Annotated in this window: 18 protein-coding genes; 10 read left to right on the plus strand and 8 right to left on the minus strand. The window is 33.8% G+C overall.

Going from position 1 to position 17959, the window contains the following annotated elements; genetic code table 11:
* The first annotated feature begins 31 nt into the window (after window positions 1–31).
* Both kdsB and UABHE_RS33880 read left to right on the plus strand, forming a co-directional pair.
* Complete coding sequence (gene kdsB, locus UABHE_RS33875; protein ID WP_372371719.1) at window positions 32–772, plus strand: 3-deoxy-manno-octulosonate cytidylyltransferase; 741 nt, start codon at window positions 32–34, stop codon at window positions 770–772.
* The gene (locus UABHE_RS33880) at window positions 760–1230 is read left to right on the plus strand and encodes a hypothetical protein (RefSeq protein ID WP_372367915.1); all 471 of its coding nucleotides are present in this window, start codon (window positions 760–762) and stop codon (window positions 1228–1230) included. Before kdsB ends, UABHE_RS33880 begins: the two co-directional genes overlap by 13 nt.
* A 515-nt stretch (window positions 1231–1745) precedes the next feature.
* Here UABHE_RS33880 and UABHE_RS33885 read toward each other — a convergent pair.
* The gene (locus UABHE_RS33885) at window positions 1746–2150 is read right to left on the minus strand and encodes a MerC domain-containing protein (protein ID WP_372367917.1); all 405 of its coding nucleotides are present in this window, start codon (window positions 2148–2150) and stop codon (window positions 1746–1748) included.
* Window positions 2151–2162: 12 nt separating this feature from the next.
* Entirely contained in the window at window positions 2163–3320 is a 1158-nt protein-coding gene (locus UABHE_RS33890; RefSeq protein WP_372367918.1) for an NAD(P)-binding domain-containing protein, read from the minus strand.
* Window positions 3321–3660: 340 nt separating this feature from the next.
* Here UABHE_RS33890 and UABHE_RS33895 point away from each other — a divergent pair, with 340 nt between their 5' ends.
* The 3 genes from UABHE_RS33895 (at window position 3661) to UABHE_RS33905 (ending at window position 6930) form a co-directional block, all read left to right on the plus strand.
* Window positions 3661–4074 (plus strand): Fur family transcriptional regulator, encoded by a 414-nt coding sequence (locus UABHE_RS33895; protein ID WP_372367919.1) that lies wholly within the window; start codon window positions 3661–3663, stop codon window positions 4072–4074.
* Window positions 4075–4784: 710 nt separating this feature from the next.
* Window positions 4785–5177, plus strand: coding sequence for a BlaI/MecI/CopY family transcriptional regulator (locus UABHE_RS33900; protein WP_372367920.1), 393 nt, complete (start codon window positions 4785–4787; stop codon window positions 5175–5177).
* Entirely contained in the window at window positions 5170–6930 is a 1761-nt protein-coding gene (locus UABHE_RS33905; RefSeq protein WP_372367921.1) for a M56 family metallopeptidase, read from the plus strand. Before UABHE_RS33900 ends, UABHE_RS33905 begins: the two co-directional genes overlap by 8 nt.
* 246 nt (window positions 6931–7176) lie before the next feature.
* On the opposite strand, the gene UABHE_RS33910 is transcribed toward UABHE_RS33905, so the two are convergent.
* Entirely contained in the window at window positions 7177–8361 is a 1185-nt protein-coding gene (locus UABHE_RS33910; RefSeq protein WP_372367922.1) for an exo-alpha-sialidase, read from the minus strand.
* A gap of 233 nt (window positions 8362–8594) precedes the next feature.
* Between UABHE_RS33910 and UABHE_RS33915 the strand changes: the two genes are divergently transcribed.
* From UABHE_RS33915 to UABHE_RS33935, 5 genes are all read left to right on the plus strand, one after another.
* A complete protein-coding gene (locus UABHE_RS33915; RefSeq protein WP_372367924.1) occupies window positions 8595–9281 on the plus strand; it encodes an ABC transporter ATP-binding protein in 687 nt (228 codons plus the stop codon).
* A complete protein-coding gene (locus UABHE_RS33920) occupies window positions 9281–10540 on the plus strand; it encodes an ABC transporter permease (protein WP_372367925.1) in 1260 nt (419 codons plus the stop codon). Before UABHE_RS33915 ends, UABHE_RS33920 begins: the two co-directional genes overlap by 1 nt.
* A gap of 14 nt (window positions 10541–10554) precedes the next feature.
* Window positions 10555–11808 carry a hypothetical protein gene (locus UABHE_RS33925; RefSeq protein WP_372367926.1) on the plus strand — a complete coding sequence of 418 codons (1254 nt, stop codon included), beginning with the start codon at window positions 10555–10557 and terminating at the stop codon, window positions 11806–11808.
* Window positions 11809–11816: 8 nt separating this feature from the next.
* The gene (locus tag UABHE_RS33930) at window positions 11817–12581 is read left to right on the plus strand and encodes a hypothetical protein (RefSeq protein WP_372367927.1); all 765 of its coding nucleotides are present in this window, start codon (window positions 11817–11819) and stop codon (window positions 12579–12581) included.
* 65 nt (window positions 12582–12646) lie between these two features.
* The gene (locus tag UABHE_RS33935) at window positions 12647–12928 is read left to right on the plus strand and encodes a peptidylprolyl isomerase (RefSeq protein ID WP_372367928.1); all 282 of its coding nucleotides are present in this window, start codon (window positions 12647–12649) and stop codon (window positions 12926–12928) included.
* A 530-nt stretch (window positions 12929–13458) separates the two neighbouring features.
* Here UABHE_RS33935 and gntA read toward each other — a convergent pair.
* The 5 genes from gntA to UABHE_RS33960 form a co-directional block, all read right to left on the minus strand.
* Window positions 13459–14262, minus strand: a complete 804-nt coding sequence (gntA, locus tag UABHE_RS33940; protein ID WP_372367929.1) for a guanitoxin biosynthesis heme-dependent pre-guanitoxin N-hydroxylase GntA — start codon at window positions 14260–14262, stop codon at window positions 13459–13461.
* Between the two features lie 344 nt (window positions 14263–14606).
* Complete coding sequence (locus tag UABHE_RS33945) at window positions 14607–15500, minus strand: glycosyltransferase family 2 protein (RefSeq protein ID WP_372367930.1); 894 nt, start codon at window positions 15498–15500, stop codon at window positions 14607–14609.
* Between the two features lie 6 nt (window positions 15501–15506).
* Window positions 15507–15944 carry a nuclear transport factor 2 family protein gene (locus UABHE_RS33950; protein ID WP_372367931.1) on the minus strand — a complete coding sequence of 146 codons (438 nt, stop codon included), beginning with the start codon at window positions 15942–15944 and terminating at the stop codon, window positions 15507–15509.
* Between the two features lie 8 nt (window positions 15945–15952).
* On the minus strand, window positions 15953–17095 hold the full coding sequence (locus tag UABHE_RS33955; protein ID WP_372367932.1) for an FHA domain-containing protein: 1143 nt from the start codon (window positions 17093–17095) through the stop codon (window positions 15953–15955).
* Between the two features lies 1 nt (window position 17096).
* On the minus strand, window positions 17097–17948 hold the full coding sequence (locus UABHE_RS33960; protein ID WP_372367933.1) for an alpha/beta hydrolase: 852 nt from the start codon (window positions 17946–17948) through the stop codon (window positions 17097–17099).
* Window positions 17949–17959 lie beyond the last annotated feature (11 nt).

Here is a 17959-nt window from a genome sequence, read left to right on the forward strand (position 1 = left end):
CCCTAAGAATTATTCCTAAGGAGACTAAACAATCAAAGCATATGCAGTTATACCTGCTCGTCTTGCCTCTACAAGGCTTCCAAAAAAGGCGTTATTAAAAGATACAGGAAAATTTTTAGTGCAGCATGTATACGAGCAAGCACTCTTAGCCGAAAAAATACAAAAAGTTATTATTGCCACGGATGCTGATGAAATTGTTTCGGCAGTAAAATCTTTTGATGGAGAAGTACAGTTAACAAGTATAGACCATCAAAGTGGAACAGATCGTATTGCTGAAGTTGCAGGGCGCGAACAAGCGGATATATTTGTAAATGTTCAGGGAGATGAGCCCGAAATTTCGCCACAAGCAATAGATCAAGTGGTCTCTCTATTGTTAGAAAACCCAAATATAGAGGTTGCAACTCTAGCCTACCCAATATCACCAGAAAAAGCTCTAGATCCTAATCTAGTGAAGGTTGTTACAGATAGCAAAAATGCGGCCCTATACTTTTCGCGTTCGCCTATCCCCTTTATTCGCGATATCGCAGAAAAATCAATAAGCCCGTATCTTGGGCATATTGGAATATACGCATACCGTAAATCTTTTCTAAATGTTTACAATTCTTTAGAGCCATCATTTTTAGAGAAATTAGAAAAACTAGAACAATTACGTGTTTTAGAAAATGGCTACAAGATCATAGTCGGAAAAACTTCTGATAATACAAGAGGAATAGATACAGAGGAAGATTACCAAAAATTTGTAGAAAGATTTAATAAAAAATGTCCAACATAGATACAATTATTCGTCACGAAAAAGAATCAAAACAAAAATGCACCATATACCCACTAAACTACCGCGAAGACTTACGTTTTATAAATGCTGGTTCTCTAAATAATTATGATTATGATGGTTACTTACTGTTGCACGTAGACGGCGAACCATTATCTTTAGCAGATAAAGATTTTCCTTTGCTTTTAGTTGATGCGTCGTGGCGGTGGGCAGATAAAATATTTACCAATAGCAAAATAGCATGTTTACAACGAAGATCTATATCTGGATTTATCACCGCATATCCTCGTAAAAGTAAAAAATACAATGATCCAGAGAGTGGGCTCGCAAGTGTAGAGGCTTTGTATATTTCGTCTCTAATGCGTGGCAAAGAAGATCTATCATTGTTGGACCATTATTATTGGAAACAGCAATTTTTGGAAGAAAATAACAATATTATCGCGACTTATCGAGAAATGTAAAAAAACAAGATGGAATAGCAATGAAAGTTTGATTTTCCTGTAACCGAAAATTACAGTTGTCCACAGGTCGTTACAAAATGTAACAGCTATTTGAAAATGATTTTGCGATTTGCATTTTTCAAAAAAGGCCTGTTTCCCCTGAAAAATAAAGAGATTACTGCAGAAATAAATTTATTTTTTGTTTTGGCACACTACTTGCATATACATATAGCAGAGTTTAGAGTTTATTTCATTTGGTTAGCAGTCATCCATTCCTAACACAGATTTAGGATAAAAACTGATTAGAGCATAGGGGAAACTACTACATAGATAGTAGAGTCAGAGTTCCTGTTAAGCATGAGTAAAAGTTGAAATATTTCAACTTTTACTCATGCTCAAAATACAGGTTTAGGACGTGTCATTGATCAACTAACAACAAGCTGATCGATAACACGTCTTTTTTTTGGGTAGTGCAATTTAACTAAGGGAGGTGGTTGAATATCTTTTCTTCTTCAGGATTAGGCGCGCCTAATACCTCAAGCTTTTTCTTCCTCATCACATCGAATACATCTACACAATTGAAAATTACGTAAATGAGCAAACGCTAAGATTGATCCGCCAATAGTTGTAAAAACTTTTTCATTAAGCTCTCCTAGTGTAGAATGCCCCCAGAAAGCACAATAAGTTATAATGGCAAGCCCTAACACCCCGATAATGAAGGGAGAAGTCTTTTTATGATGCTTACAACCTAAAAATAGAGATAAACTACTGAGTGGTAAAACAATATAGACCATTATTTGGTGAAAATTACTATGTTCATTGCAACAAGACGATGCACAAAATGGAAAAAGAACAATGATAAAAGGTGTCAAAAAACAATGAACTGCGCATACAGCTGAAAATGCAATGGCTACAGAATCTAGTTTTTTTTGTATATTCATGTATTATTCCTTCTAAGTAACTACTTTTGTCAGGTCACTTACAATACGTTCGGCCGCAAGGCGCGCGCCGACAATGTTTCTTGCGACAGGACCAATTTCTAATTCGGAAAGTGCCCCACTAACATACACATTATTCCCCCAATGTAGACTTTTATCGACAATTGGATAACCGCACTCTGTTCGAGGTAGGCTACTATTTTTAATAGCCGTTTGTAGCCATTTACCTGGACACTTTTTATCAAAGCCTGTGGCAAGAATTATGTGATCACATACTATTTGGTCTTTTTTGGTCAGTTGTAATATATATTCTTGGTCTACGCGCCAAGCATTTTCTATACGGTCTACTACCATATGTACTTTTTTCTCTGCGGTTATATGTTTTAGTGTTGTGGCTACTTCTTTTGTCATAGAGCCTCGATAACGAGCATTGTCGATGGTTTTACGGCGCATAGTGTAGTTTTCTATTTTATGGAATTTTCGTAAATAACCGCTAATCCAACCAGGATCGCTATCAAATCTACGAATGTTGGGAGCGTGATTTGTGATTAGATAAATTTTCGCTTGAGGGCATTGTTTGGACATTGCAATTGCTGTTTGTGCAGCACTTATTCCACCGCCTACTACTACAACATTCTTACAATTATTTAGTTTTTGTCTGTGGAAAGTAGGAGAAAGTATATGTTGTGCTCCTACTTGTTTAGACCATTCGGGAAAAGATAAAGAACCGGAGCCAATTGCTAATAGCACTCGTTTTGTTTTTAGAGTCCCGCTAGAAGACTCTACTTCTAGATACCCACGTTTTACATGAATATTTTGCACTTGAGCCTGTTTATGAAGTTTTGCTAGATTGTTTTTTTGTATAACGCTTTCGCAGTGGCTATTAAATAATTTTAGTGATGGACGACTATATGGCTCGATAAATTGATGACGAAAACCTGCTTTTCTACTATATTTTTTTAAGGCAAAAGGATCAATATCTATGTGATGTACCAAGGTAGAACGTAAAAATTCCATGCCACAATTACGAGTACAATGTATCCAGTTAAAGAGTAAGTGCGGGTGAGGATCTATAATTTGTATTTGATGAGGTAAAACTTTACGAGAGGAAAGCAAGAAATTTGCCAAAAGTGTTCCATGTATTCCTCCACCAATAATGATCCACTGTAACATATTAAGCTCCCAAATTTTTATACGCGAACACTTAAGTGATTATAGTCTCTTCCTGTGAAACCGGAGATCAAGACTAATGAATTTAAATCTTGATTTCTCGATTTCAGCTTTTGCACAGGTCTTTAGAGTTTATTATTTTACTTAGAGTATAAATTTTAAAATACTTTGTCAAACAAAAACGCAATTTGATTGCGTTTTTGTGTCTATTTATTTGATTTTTATCTTTTTTGCTGCAATTTGTTTGCGTTTTGTTTTTGAGGGAAAAAGTTGCATTTTTCATAGTAAACATTTACAATAAAAATTCAGGTCAAATTACAAATTTATAAAGAGGTTTAAAGCCGTGGACAAAAACAATCGTAGTAGTACTTATGTGCTGAAACAAGCAAAGCTAAGCAATACAAAAATTCGAAAATCTATTCTCGAATTTCTGATGGAAAATCATGGTCCATTCTCTATTGATGAAATACACAAACAAATTTTTGATTGTGACTATGCTACAGTATATCGCTGTATCAAAAAATTCGAAGAATGTGCAATTGTAAGTAGGTGTGATTTCGGAGATAATATTTCGCGTTACGAGTATAAAGACCTTAATCATCATCACCATCATATTATATGTCGCAGCTGTCATAAAATTAGTACTGTTGAATATTGTTTTCTAAAAGAAATGGAAAAAATGCTCACAGACCAAGGCTACAAAGATGTTTCGCACGCATTAGAATTTTTTGGTATTTGTCAAGAATGCCAAAATTAGTTGGTTTCTAATTTAGAAGTAACGAATGCATTGGTTTGAATTATGATGAACTTGGTCTTGTAGTGAAAAAAATAAAAATAGTTTTCGTTAGATATTATACAGAAGTGGTGTAATCATGAAGGGCTTATTTTGGAATAGTGTGCTTTAAATCGTACTCATAGAAGAGTAGCTGTTTTTTCAGGTTCAAAGAAAAAACAGCATAGCAGTACACAGCATTTATTGTTTTTTAACTTTTGCAATTGTTGTAAATGGTACCTAGCTTTAAATGTGTTATTTATTGCTCTGTGACTTCGGGATAGTACGTAGTGAATCTGTGCATCGTTTGGAGACAAGGAAAGTGACGCTTCAAAGTCCTTTATCGCTTTGGAGTAGCCCAGAGTGGACAAAAAATCTCAAAAAAAACAGTTTAAGTCTTGAAAACAATATACGGATTTTGTTCGGCATATTGTATAGGATATTAATAACAAAATGTTAAGGAAAAAGTAATGGTCCAATCTAAATATTATAAAAACGACAATATTTTTGCTTGAAAAACTACGTGTGTAGTATTATTATTACATTTGTAGTTTTGTTGTTACATTTGTGGTTTTTAGCGAATTAAGGCTTGAAGTGTGTTTATATTATTTTCTAATTGCATTGATGAATTTCAAAACTATACGTTTGTACTTGTACTTTTGGAGTGATGGATTTGTAATTAGCAGGTATTTTACATGGTGAAAAAAATAGATGAGTTGTCAAAAAATGAGTGGGTTGTAATGAAGGTTTGCTGGAAAAAAAAGCAAGTTACAGCAAGAAATGTATATGAAGCAACTTTAAAACAAAAAAAATGGGAATACCAAACAGTGAAAACGATGCTTGATCGTTTGATAAAAAAGGGATATTTGCAGCGAGAAAAGTTTGGTCCTGTTTATATATATTCTCCTGTTATATCTCAAAAACAAAGCGTGCGCCAGGCAGTGGAAAGTTTTGTAGGAATGGCTCTCGATAATACAATTATTCCTATTGTTGCGCATTTTGTTGATAGGCAGAAGTTGACACAAGATGAAGTGAAATCTTTAAAAAAATTGATAGAGAATTATGAAGAGCTAAGCAGCGATGAATGATTTTCTGATATGGTTGTGGAATCAAATATGGTTGATGAGTGCTGTTGTAGGAGTTCTTGTTATTTTATTATGGTTTACAAGTAAGATATTTAAGAACATTTCCGCAAATTACTACTATTTATTCTGGATATTTCTTCTCATTCGCCTTTGTATTCCTGTGGATTTAAATTTCTTATCTCCAGAGATTTTACCCAACGAATTAATTTCATCGATAAATTCAGTTATAGTTATTGAAGATTCTCCTATAAAAAATATAGACTCTCTTTATTCAGTTGCAAATAATAGCGTAAAGCAGTTTAGTTTTGATTTATGGGGCGTTGTTTGGCTTGCTAGCGTTTTACTCATTGGATTTTTGTTTCTTTTTAAGTATTTAAGGTGGTATCACTTATTATTAAATAGAGAGCTTTTGTCACATGAGAAATTACACGAATTTGTTAATTTATGTTGCAAGAAAATGGATTTGCGGCGTTCTTTTCGTATTTATGTTTCGAATGAAGGACCTTGTGTTGGTGGATTTTGGCAGAAGTATCTTATTCTTCCAAAAGAAATGGTTTACAATTGGTCCTTAGAAGATATTGAACCTATTCTTTTTCACGAATTAACTCATCTAAAAAAACGAGATTTACTGTGTAACATGTTGCAAAATATCGTACAGATTATTTATTTTTTTCATCCTTTAGTGTGGTTTATAAACGCTGAAATTAGAAGATTTCGTGAATTAAGATGTGATGCAATTGCTGTTACTTACACCTCTCAAGGTAAAAAACACTACTGCCAAAAAATACTTGATGCGGCAATTTTTATTAAGTCTTTGAATAATTATAGTTATCTTCATTGGGCACAAAAAAAATCATTGACATATGAAAGAGTGGATAACATGTTGAATTCTATAGAGAGAAATAAGAGTCGAATACCTGTTGTTATTTTAGGCACACTAATTTTATTGTCTTTTGTAACTCCTATAATCGGGCAGAGCAGCTCTGGCGATTTACATTCTTTTTATATAGGTGAGATACCTGAGAGTGTTAAGTCTGATTTTGTTTCTTTAAGGTGTAAATCACTATCAAAAATGCTAAAAGAAATTCCAGGTGTTGCGGAAGTTAAATTTTTGCAAAAAAACTCTCAATTAATTGCGCAAATATATTGTTCTAACGAAGTTTTAGATCAGGTAAAAGAAATTTTACAAAAGGCACAAATTACACGCAATAGTTTGTACGAATTTACAACAAACTTAATTTTATTAAATGAAGCTACTAATTCATCGATAACAGCGGTAGCTGCAAATCAAAATCATATGAATAAAATAAGTAAAATATTAGGTAAAACTATTGTTAGTGCACCTAAAGGGACAACTTTTTCTCATCAAAGATTTAATGTCTCTGTATTGGAAAAAATATCTTATATTAGTGATTTTGACGTGATTATAAGTGCTGCTACTGTAAAAGCGGAACCTGTTATCGATTATGTGAACCCAGGATTAAAATTAGAACTTCGTTTAGAGAAAAATCTAAGACAAAACAAACAATATGTTTATATTGATTTGGAAAACTCACAAGTAAAGCGCCCGATTCCTAATGTCAAAACAACTGTAGAAGGTTTTGGAGTTGTTACTATGCAGGTTCCAGAGATGGAGATAGATAAGAAATCGCACAGAATAGAAATCGGAGAATTACCGCAAATGATTGAATGGCATGGTAACACTCTCCACGGCAAACCTATTGCAATTTTGATTTTAGTTGATAAAGCATCTTAGCGATATAAAAAATGCTGAATTATAGGAAATAGACGTTAAAGGAAATAGAAAATAAAACTACGTCTATTTCATTATGGTTTTTTTCATAATCTTATCCATATATTTATATCGTTAGTAGTTTTTTGAGTAAATATATTTATAACTTTCGCGTAGAAATATATGTGCAAATTAAAGATTACAATACTAAATATAAAAGTTAGCACTGCTCATAAAAAATCTTTTCGTACTATTCCATTTTTTGTTGTACTATTTTGATTTTAACCACACTTCATTAAATTCAACGTGTTTAATTGATTTGCCCTTTTCTTTCACATGATAACTATATGTTATATGAATATTGTTTTTGTTGTCTTGGGCAATAGAGGGATACGAGAACCTACCCTGTTGTTTTTCTAGATATTTGTGCCATTTCCATGATTTTCCTTCGTCGTCGGATAATGAAACTTTAAGTTGGTGACGCCCATCATAGGTGTCATTGTACACAAGTATCCAGTTTCCGTTTTTTAAACTTAAACATTCAACGCTAGAACCTGGATTGAGAAATTCCATGTTTTCTACGGTCCCCCAGGTTACTCCGCCATCTGAAGAAGTGCTTAAACGAATACGATGTTCTGGCCCATTTTCGCGCATCATTGCCACAATTGATTTGTCTTTTTTTTGTACTAGACTTGGCTGAATGTTTCCATAACCAACAATCGGATGACTAGTTGACCAATGTTGCCCATAATCACTTGTTATTGCAATAATAGAAACAGAATAGGCGTCTGTGTACAAAGGCAATAACATTTTTCCTGAGGGAAGCCACAAAGGATGAATACGAGTCATCCATCCTAAACGCTGTTGTAATTTATCATTACCTTTCTTTTTAATATAATAGTACATCTCTTCATCAGCGCTAAGCTCTTGTAGTGTTTTTTGTTCTAGATCAGGTGCATATTGGGGATATTTTTTGATAAACTTGTCTAGACCAGCGTTTAAAATGTTGTTAAAGTTTTTTTGTGGTTTTATATGAATATTGCCTTGCCATTGCCATGAAATTGAATTTTTAAAGGAGTCGGTATATTTATATTTGAGCAGAGAAGATTGCCAACGGTTATCAAGGACAACTGTCCAAAAAAGCCATAATTTACCACGAGGATCGATAGATAACACCGGATTACAATCGGGAAATCCTGGGGTATCTGCCAAAACAAAGGGTTGTTTCCAGTGGTTTTCTTCTTTGTAGGAGGCAACAATGGCTACATCATCAGCTTTTCTTTCTCCAGAACCATAAAACCAACACACCAGTAGTTTATCTTCGATAGTAATAATTGAAGATCCATGGCAATGAAGTTTTTGTAGTGGAAAAATAAGTTCTTGTTTGTAGTGAGCCTCTTGAGTAAATATAAGTCCTACTATACCAAATAGAGTGATAACTATACGAAGAATCATCGTTGTCTTCCTTGCAAAATAAGATTTCCTAAAGTAGTTTTTTTTTGTATATTATGAGCACACCTAAGTAAGTCACTATTGAAATATACCTGATTTATTTTCGATAGGTGCTGTGCGCCTTTAATAGTTATACATTGTAAAAGCGCAAAATAAAAGTCCTTAAATTGAGTTTAAGGAAAATAGGTACAGAGTTATATTTATTTGCAGCCAAACTCTCAGTAGAGAAAGAAATTATGGAAGTATTAAAAATTCAAGACCTAAAAAAAATATATGTTTCTCCTGAAGGTGAAAAACATTTGGTTATTGATGTTCCTCAATTTGTTGTCGAAGAGCAAAAACAAATTGCATTACAAGGAACTAGTGGTTGTGGAAAAACAACATTTCTCAATTTAATTGCTGGAATTCTTACTGCAACAGAGGGAAAAATTTTTCTTAATGGAGAAAATATTAGCACGATGTCAGAGGCAAAACGCGATATTGTTCGCGCCAATAATATAGGCTATATTTTTCAAACATTTAATCTGTTACAAGGTTACACCGCTTTAGAAAATTTAATGATCGCGATGAGTTTTGGCAACCATACTGTTGATCAAGAACGTGCAAAAAATCTTTTGAAAAAAGTTGGTCTAGAACATCGCATGCACTATGTTCCAGCAAAGTTATCTATTGGACAACAACAACGCGTTGCTGTTGCACGCGCGCTTATCAATAAACCTAAGTTGGTGTTGGCTGATGAACCTACAGGGAACTTAGATGCCAAGCATGCCCAAGAAGCTTTAAGTTTAGTTCGAGATATTTGTAGCGAAAATGGTGCAGCACTGCTTTTAGTTAGTCACGATGTAAATATCTTACAAAAATTTGACCATTTACAACAAATGCAAGATATCAACACGGCTTCAAAAACGGAAGGACACGAGTGATGTTACGCACTATTTTTATAGTTGTCAATCGCAGTTTAAAACAGTTTGCTTTGTCAACCTGGATTACTGCTGTTTCGATAGCTTTAGCAGGCGGATTACTTATATCTATTTTTTTAATACAGACTCAAGCACTGGCAGCGTTTACTGGTGGTTCCGTTGGTTTTGATGCAGTACTAGGAGCGCGCGGTAGTCAATTACAGCTCGTTTTAAACACTGTTTTTCACCTAGAAACATCTCCAGGAAATATACCGTGGTCTATGTACAAAACAATTTCAAAAGATAAGCGTGTTAAGCTTGCAATTCCATATGCTGTGGGGGATAACTATCGCGGTTTTCGTATTGTAGGGACGACAGATAAAATATTTACTGAATTTGAATATCAAGTAGGTAAAAAACTGAGTGTCAGGCGTGGACGAGTATTTGATAGTACGAGACGCGAAGCTGTTATAGGTAGTTACGTGGCGAAAGAAACGGGTTTGAAGGTTGGGTCTATAATAAATCCTTATCACGGTTTTATTTTTAACGAAAACAGTAAACACGAGGAAGAATATGTTGTTACTGGAATTTTGCAATCAACAAATAGTCCGACAGATAGAATTATTCTTATTCCGATAGAAGGTATTTTTCGCATGTCGGGTCACGTACTTCGTGGTGCAGGTCAAGAATATCAAGCGCAGGCAAATGCCGAAATAGACGATAAACATAAAGAAGTAAGCGCGGTAATGATTAAATTGCATAAAAATCCACTTGCTGGATTTCAGTTACAGCGACTTATTAACAAACAAGGTAAAGTCGCGTCTTTTGCTTGGCCAATCAACAAAGTAATAGCTGACTTTTTTTCTAAAATGGCATGGATAACAAAAATATTGGAACTTATTGCATATCTCGTGGCAATTGTCGCTATGGCTTCCATTGTTGCCAGTTTATATAATACCATGAATGAGCGAAAGAGAGAGTTTGCGATCTTGCGTACACTTGGTGCACGTAAAAACATTATTTTTAGTATTATCGTTATACAATCGACAATGATTGCTTTTATTGGTAGTATTTTGTCTTTTATTGTTGCTTTTGTTATCATGAGTCTAGCAAAATATATAACGTACACACAAACTGGTGTTGTTTTGGAAGTATTCCAGTACAATATAGCATTGGTGTGGGTGCCATTAGGAATGGTTGCATTAGGTGCTGTTGCTGGTTTTATACCGGCGATAAAAGCATATCGTACTGATATAGCCAAAAACCTACTTCCCTCAAGTTAAAACAGGAGGCCGTTGTGAAATATCCCTTTATCGCTATTATTATCACTGCTATAAGTTTAGCAACAATATATAGTTTACAAAGTCGTGAATCGCAAGACGATCTTGCGTCTTTAGAGGCACTCGAAAATATACAGGGTGCACCAATCGCTTCTCCTATAAAAAGCGAAGCAAATGGAACAACAAGTTTTGATAACATGGTAGGAAAGCAAAACAAAACTGAGAACACTGATGCTACAGCAACACTTGATAAAAATATTCAAAATAAAACTAACAATATTGAAGTAGTAAAAACAGGCGAAAATACGCAAAACAGTGCTGAAAAAATCAACAATGTTGAAGTGGTAAAAACAGAAGAAAATACGCAAAACAGTGCTGAAAACATCAACAATGTTGAAGTGGTAAAAACAGAAGAAAATGCGCAAAATAGTGCTGAAGAAATCAACAATGTTGAAGTGGTAAAAACAAATGACAGTGTGCAAAACAACACTGAAAAAAGCAATGTTGAAGTGGTAAAAACAAATGAAAATATGCAAAACAACATTGAAAAAAACAGTAATATTGAAGTGGTAAAAACGGATGAAAATGCGCAAAACAGTGCTGGAAAAGTTAACAATGGTGAAGTGATCACGGAAGATCGAGATAATGCGCAATTGGCAAAAGAAGTAACAGTAAATAAATACGATTTAGCATTAAATTCCTTGAATGAACAATCCGATGATATTTCTAATGCTCCAGTAAAGAAAACTCTTGCAAAACGCTCAACGGAAGGATTAGGAACACCAGAAGCAGAAAAAAAAGGTTATGATGCAATGTCTTTTCAGTTTCTATCTAGTTATGATATAAGTGATGAGTTGACAGAAGAGGAGCTAAAAAAAGTTCCAGACTATATTCAAAAGCTAGATGGAAAAGTTATTGGAATAGCTGGATATATGGTTCCTACAGATATGATGCAAACAGATGTATCGCAATTTTTACTTGTGAATATGAACGACAATTGCTGTTTTGGTGGAGTGCCAAAAGTCACAGAGTATGTTTTTGCAGAATTACAAGATACCACAGCAAAATATACTAATTTTCCGGTCGCTGTTATTGGAACTTTTACATTAAGCAAAGATGGAAAAGATAAAGTATTGTATCGCATGAAAGTTCAGAAGATTATCCCATCGCGCGATAAGATTTTTTGGGATATCATGCGCACAGCGCCTACTTTTCCAGGAACATCTTCTTTTGGAAGTTCTTTTTCCTATGGAAATTCAAATTATGAATAGGATGAAAAATGGTTAAGCATGTCTTTGTATATTTATGTATAGCAACATTTTTATGGGCGAATGATCGGTCGCTTCACTTAGCTCATAATGATATACTTCATTCTGAAAATAGATCTTTATTGTCAGGTGAACACTATATACTAAAAACGTTTCCAAAAAATGAAATGATTTCGACTTATGTAACTGCGAATGAAATGAGTAGTTACAGTTCTCAAAAAATTTATACTACGTGTTCCATTGAAAAAAAACAATCTCGTTTTCAGTTAAATATTGCGCATAGATTTTACCAGTCGCAGCGTGAAGACATTCGTTATTCTGTACATATTACAGAAGATAGTTGCGAAATAAAATTGCATAGTTCAAAAGACGTGAGAACACTAAGGACCATAACTAAATTTTCCGCTTGTTTTTTGCGAGCAGAAACTACACCATCATTTTTGGTTGGTATTGTTACTCCACTAAATAACATTGCTGAAAACCTTATGCCAGTAACTGAGCACCGTGAGTATAAGAAATTGAAAAAATCATGGAAAATGGTTAAAAAATCCGGAGACAATAGCATATACATAGGTTCTAATGGTTTAAAAATAGTAGACTACGGGGTTTTTGCAACAAGTAAATCTAAAAATGTTGCTCTAGCTCGTGTAAAGGGAAGTTTAGTAAGTGATACATTACTTAAAATTTCCGGTGTACAAATTACATATCATGGAAATAGTTACTGGATAAAAGGTGAGGCAACTCTAATTTGTCAAGAAAAAGAATCACAACAATAAATTTCTGTTTTGACAGAATACTAATGGAGGTGACCGATCACCTCTCCTAAGAAAGGAATATTACAATGGCAAATGCTCGGGCAAGACATATTTTAGTACAAACATCAGCAGAGTGCTCGACTCTTAAGGAAAAAATAAACAACGGAGACTCTACTTTTGAAGAAGCGGCAAAGAATCACTCTATGTGTCCTTCTGGAAAAAGTGGTGGTGATCTTGGAAAATTTGGCCCTGGTCAAATGGTTCCTGAATTCGACAAAGTTGTTTTTAGTGAAGAAGTTGGAGTTGTTCACGGTCCAGTTAAAACAGAGTTTGGTTACCACTTAATTAAAATTACTGAACGTTCTTGAGCTAGTATGAAATATGCGATATAACTCCAGAAGATTTTTATTAAAAACTAAATAATGCTGTTTTGGTGGTTTTGAAAAAATAATGTATCATTTTTTGTTTACCAGATAAAAATTGATACATTATTTTTTACTTTTTAGGGCGTGTCGACATTTAAAGTTTCGTCCTTTTTCAAAGTTGCCAGAAAAGTAGAGCATAGAAACTAATGCTGTTGTCATAATTTCTGAATTAGTCATTTAAACTTGAGGATCTTCTACAATCTTGAGTGCTTGTGTTATCTCATCACACACACAGAAAACAACCACAACCCCCCTTTCCATGACTTTCTCCTTCTTGTTTTTCCTACTTTAAGAGAAGAGTCGTTATAACAGTATAAAAAAACGATGTGTGCAATTCGATTTTTGAGGTTCGTGGTCGTGGATCGATATTCCATGTGCGAAAATTAGACTATTAACTTTGAAAGCATACAAATTATTCTGCTATATTGTTATTTTTGTCAAAAGAAAATTTAATAACGCTGTTGAATAAGCACTCAATTTTTATCAGGATTATTATTTGAGTGTAAAGGGCATGTCCAATTTTTTTCAACGTGCCGCCCAGAATATTGCCGCGCTTCTGATTCTTCACCAAAATCCGCTAAATTAGGATTAATATTACCTTGTAAATTTAATTCTCTTTCTCGAATAATACTTTGATACTTCAAAAATTTTTGGGTTTTTCGTAGGTTGCGAAATTGAATATGAGGATTGAAAACAATTGTAGGGTGATGGAATGTTCTGGTTTGTCGAGAACTTTTAGGGTGTAATCCTACAATAAAAAAAGCAAGCCCTGCGAAACTATAGGCATAGTTGTCGTCTTGAGGAGCAGAACTGACAGCAGGATCATAACTATGAAATTGTTGATCTAATATTTGTAAACGATATAACAAATCCCACATACTTGCTTCAAAGTTTCCTTCATTTTTTATTTGTGGTAGGGAAAAACTCGCAACAAAAGTAGAGAAACTTTCCTCAAATACAGGTCTTTCTATGACAAAATTGTATAAATCCCTCGCAATTCCTTGCAAACAGTTTTCACTTTTCATATCAGGATAAAATCCAAAGCGATATGCTTTTTTTTGTATAGCGGCTTTGCCTAATATACAAGAAAAGTTACTGTTCAAAATAAATGAGCGAAATTCATTGTGAACTTGTTGTGTCTTAGGACAAGTTTTATTGGATATATTTACTAATTGATTACCATCAAAACCATTGTAATTACTATATTCAATAGCAGCTTTGTTATTAAATGGATTCTGCAAAAACATTGATGTATCTAAAAAGTTAGCTCGATGCATATCAATACTCAAACACCAGATGTTAATTGGGAAATTAATTTACAATGCTCATGAAAACTAAATTTCACAAGAGTTACACATTAAAAGATTTTAGTATGCTTTGTAAACATATTATATAAAAATTTATGAATATGTATAATTTTTTATATAGAACGTGTCGAGATTTATCTTTGTTTATAATTAATCGGGCGTGGCGATACTTATCTTCTAATTTGGCTCTTTGATATTAGCTTTGCTACTTTTCAGTTGCAACCACAATTTATATTTTCAAAGTATCTTGCTACTCACTAGAATAACATACTCTAATCTCTAAAATTTCTTATACGTAAAATCCAAAATATATCCTACAATATCATAAAAAATCGTTTTATTCCGCCGAGCGTTAAGATTTTGTGGCGATGGTATTTTGAAAAAAACCACCGACGTGCACTGTTTTTATCGCGAAGCTTTACTGCTTGTACAATTGCGACTGGAGATTTTTGGCGGAGCCAATTTTCAATTTGAGGATCTTGTTCACTAAAATTTTCATATACATGTTGAAAACTCATGTAGCCCGCGTTATTATTCGCATTTTTACTTATCGCTTTTTTCATAACGCGGTATCGGGCAGTGTATTTGTCTAAAAAATAAAAATTACCGTATTTAGAAACGGACAGCGCAAAGAAAAAATCAACAGCGTCTCTTCCTCCCAAATTAGCATAGTCTATTTTTTTTATGATGTCAGACTTAACCATGTAACCATCGTTTGGAAATTGTTGCAGTATGGCCATTTTGAGCGAATTTTTTTGTGGTCCTTGGTATTTAGCGTTGCGAAAAAAAAGATTATTTAAATTTACAGAATCATCAAAAGGCGTATCATCTTCGAGAAGAAAAGTTTGTTTTCCATATACTGCTACAATATTCTGTTCAATATTAAAACAGTTTACCATATTTTCTAGAGCTGTATTTTCAAGTTCATCATCGTCATGAAGTAAAACAACATAATCTCCGCAAGATTTAGAAAAAAGGTACGCAACATTTTTTTGTTGGCCTAAAGAAGGTTCATGATCGAAATACTTTATCTCTATTCCTACCTGCTTTTGTATTTCAGAAATAACCTGTTTAGAGCTATTACTAGTGGAGTCATCACCTACTAGAATTTCATAGGGCCGCAGTGTTTGGTTTATACAGCTATCTATAGCTTTTAATAAAAAATCTTGCCTATTGTATGTTGGAATGCAAATAGATATCTTGGGCATATTGCACTACTTTTGCTTTGCTAACTGTGTTGATTGATACGCAACTACTTGCCAGTTATCTGTTTTACTATAAACGGTAATAAAACGTAAATTTAATTGTACTTTCAGCCCTTTTCCTTGCGCATGAATTTTCGAAATTCCCGTAATGACAGCACAATTACCGTACAATTTAAGTTGTAAGTTTTTTAATTTAATAGAATGATATATTAAATCTTTTTGTTTAAGTCGCTGTAAAAAAGCTTTTTTGGTTTCTTTTATTCCGTTTGCGTGTGTAAACGACAGATCATCATTTAAAACTTCTTGCAAGAATTGGTGATTGTTTTCTACCATTGCTGTATAGCGCATTTTTTCTAACGAAATCACTTCTTCAATGATTTGTTTGTTACTTTGGTTTTGCGCCAGAAGTATTGTTATTGTTATTGCTAATAAGAAAAAAGGCTTCATTGTGTCCTCTAAAACAAAGGAATATCATATATTGTTGTATAGTCACAAGTCTCTATTTCTAAAGAAGTATTTTTTTGCAACTTGTCTATTTCGTCAACTTCTATTAGGTAAGATTTGTCATACCCTAAACGAATACGACCTATTTCTAGCTTCATAATACTCCCACCGATGAGTGTTTCAAATTTATGATGGTTGCCCAAATCTAATGTAGTGCCGTAACGACTACCGAGATCTTTTAAATACCAACTACCATTGTGGTAAAACATTTGAAAGTTTTGTCTGGATATGCTACGTTCGCGGCGACCAATGTTGACAAAGCAAAACATCTCTTCGTCAAAGGATAGACTACGAATATCGCTGGTATTTCTTCCAAAAACATAATTTTTATTTTCTTCTAATGGTAAAATTACGTTTTCTTGCACTAGGTGAATCCCCCATTTTTTCGTAGGAGAATTCTCTGTTGACTTTGTATAAAACCCTCTTAAAATTAGGCGAGTACCACTTTCGAATTCCATGCGGTCACCTATATGAAGTGGTATTTCTTTTGATGCGGTAGAACAAATGACATGTTTACCTAAAGCGTCATTTATGATAGAAACTTTTACTTCTCCATGCGTAGAAAGAAAAAACTGGTCTTTGTTAAAATGAATATAATCAGAATAAGGAGGTAAATGGATTTCTTGTTCTGTATCTAAAAAGAATACATTTCTTTCTTTTGGACGATCGCACATCATCAAGTAGCTAAAGTCACTGCTGTAGTCGAAAGTTTGATTTTTTTTCTCTTTTTTTACTAGTGGAGCAGACTTTTGCTTAAGACCTGTAGACAAAAGTGTACTATTGTGACTGTTTAATTTCATGGATTTTATATTTGTTTGATACTTATCTCTAGGAAAGTAATAACTTAGCCATTCTTTTTCGTATTGAAGGCGTTTGTCTTCTTCACTTAACAAGTTATCATATATATCGCCAAGAATTGCTTTTACATTGGTAATATAATCTTCATTGTCCATTAGAGAATTTTCTTTTAAAGACTTTTCAATCTTTAGTATGGCAAGGTAGACTAAATTAGGTGGAGCAGCAGGAGGTATTCCTAAAAAATCGTAGTAGTCAAAAAACTCGGTACCATCATAGGTTTGAATATCGCTAGTCATTTTACTTTATCTTTTCTAAAAATTCATCTATCGGTTTCATAAACTTGGTTGCACCTGTTGTTAAATAAATACCATTATGGCCTGCGTTTTCTACAGGAAAAAAACTTTTGACTGTAGCAACAGATGTTTCGTAGATTTTTTTGCCCTGTGCAAAAGGAATGACATTGTCTTGTGTTCCATGTATAACCATAGTTGGATATGTTATTGTTTTAATACGGTCAATAGAAGGGAGCTTAGAACTTAAAAGAAATTTAGGTAGTCTAAAACCAAACAACTTACTTGACATATCGTGAACTGAGGTAAAAGGGGCTTCTAAAATTAGAGCGTGAACAGGCCTTTTTTGCGCCAAATAAATTGAAAAAGCTGCTCCAATTGATTCACCAAAAAGAACTATTTTTTTAGGCTTAAATTTGCGTTTAACATAATCAAAAACGGCAAGAACATCCTCATATAAACCTTTTTCAGAAGGATAGCCTGTCGATTTTCCATAGCCTCGATAGTCAAATAAGAAAACAGAATGGCCTTTTAGTTGGAATAGCTTTGCTCGCCCTTTACGCGTTGTTATATTTCCTGCGTTACCGTGTAAGTATAACAAAAACTCTTTGTCATCTTTTCCTTGTAAATACCAAGCATGGAGTTCAATGGCATCTTTGATTTTTACAGTATGTTCTTCTAAACCTTTCATCCTCTTCGTGTCCCAATCACCTATAGGATGACGCTGATTATAATAAAGTAAAAAATCACCAAATAGCCGTATGCTTAGAGCAATAATAAATATTCCCAGTAAGATAGACCTTATAACACGTACATACCACTTCGTTGTTTTTTTCGTTTTTTTAGGTGAATCATCCATTAAATTTCTCT

Origin of the sequence: Candidatus Uabimicrobium helgolandensis (assembly GCF_041508025.1) — a bacterium.
In the GTDB taxonomy this organism is placed as follows: domain Bacteria; phylum Planctomycetota; class Uabimicrobiia; order Uabimicrobiales; family Uabimicrobiaceae; genus Uabimicrobium; species Uabimicrobium helgolandensis.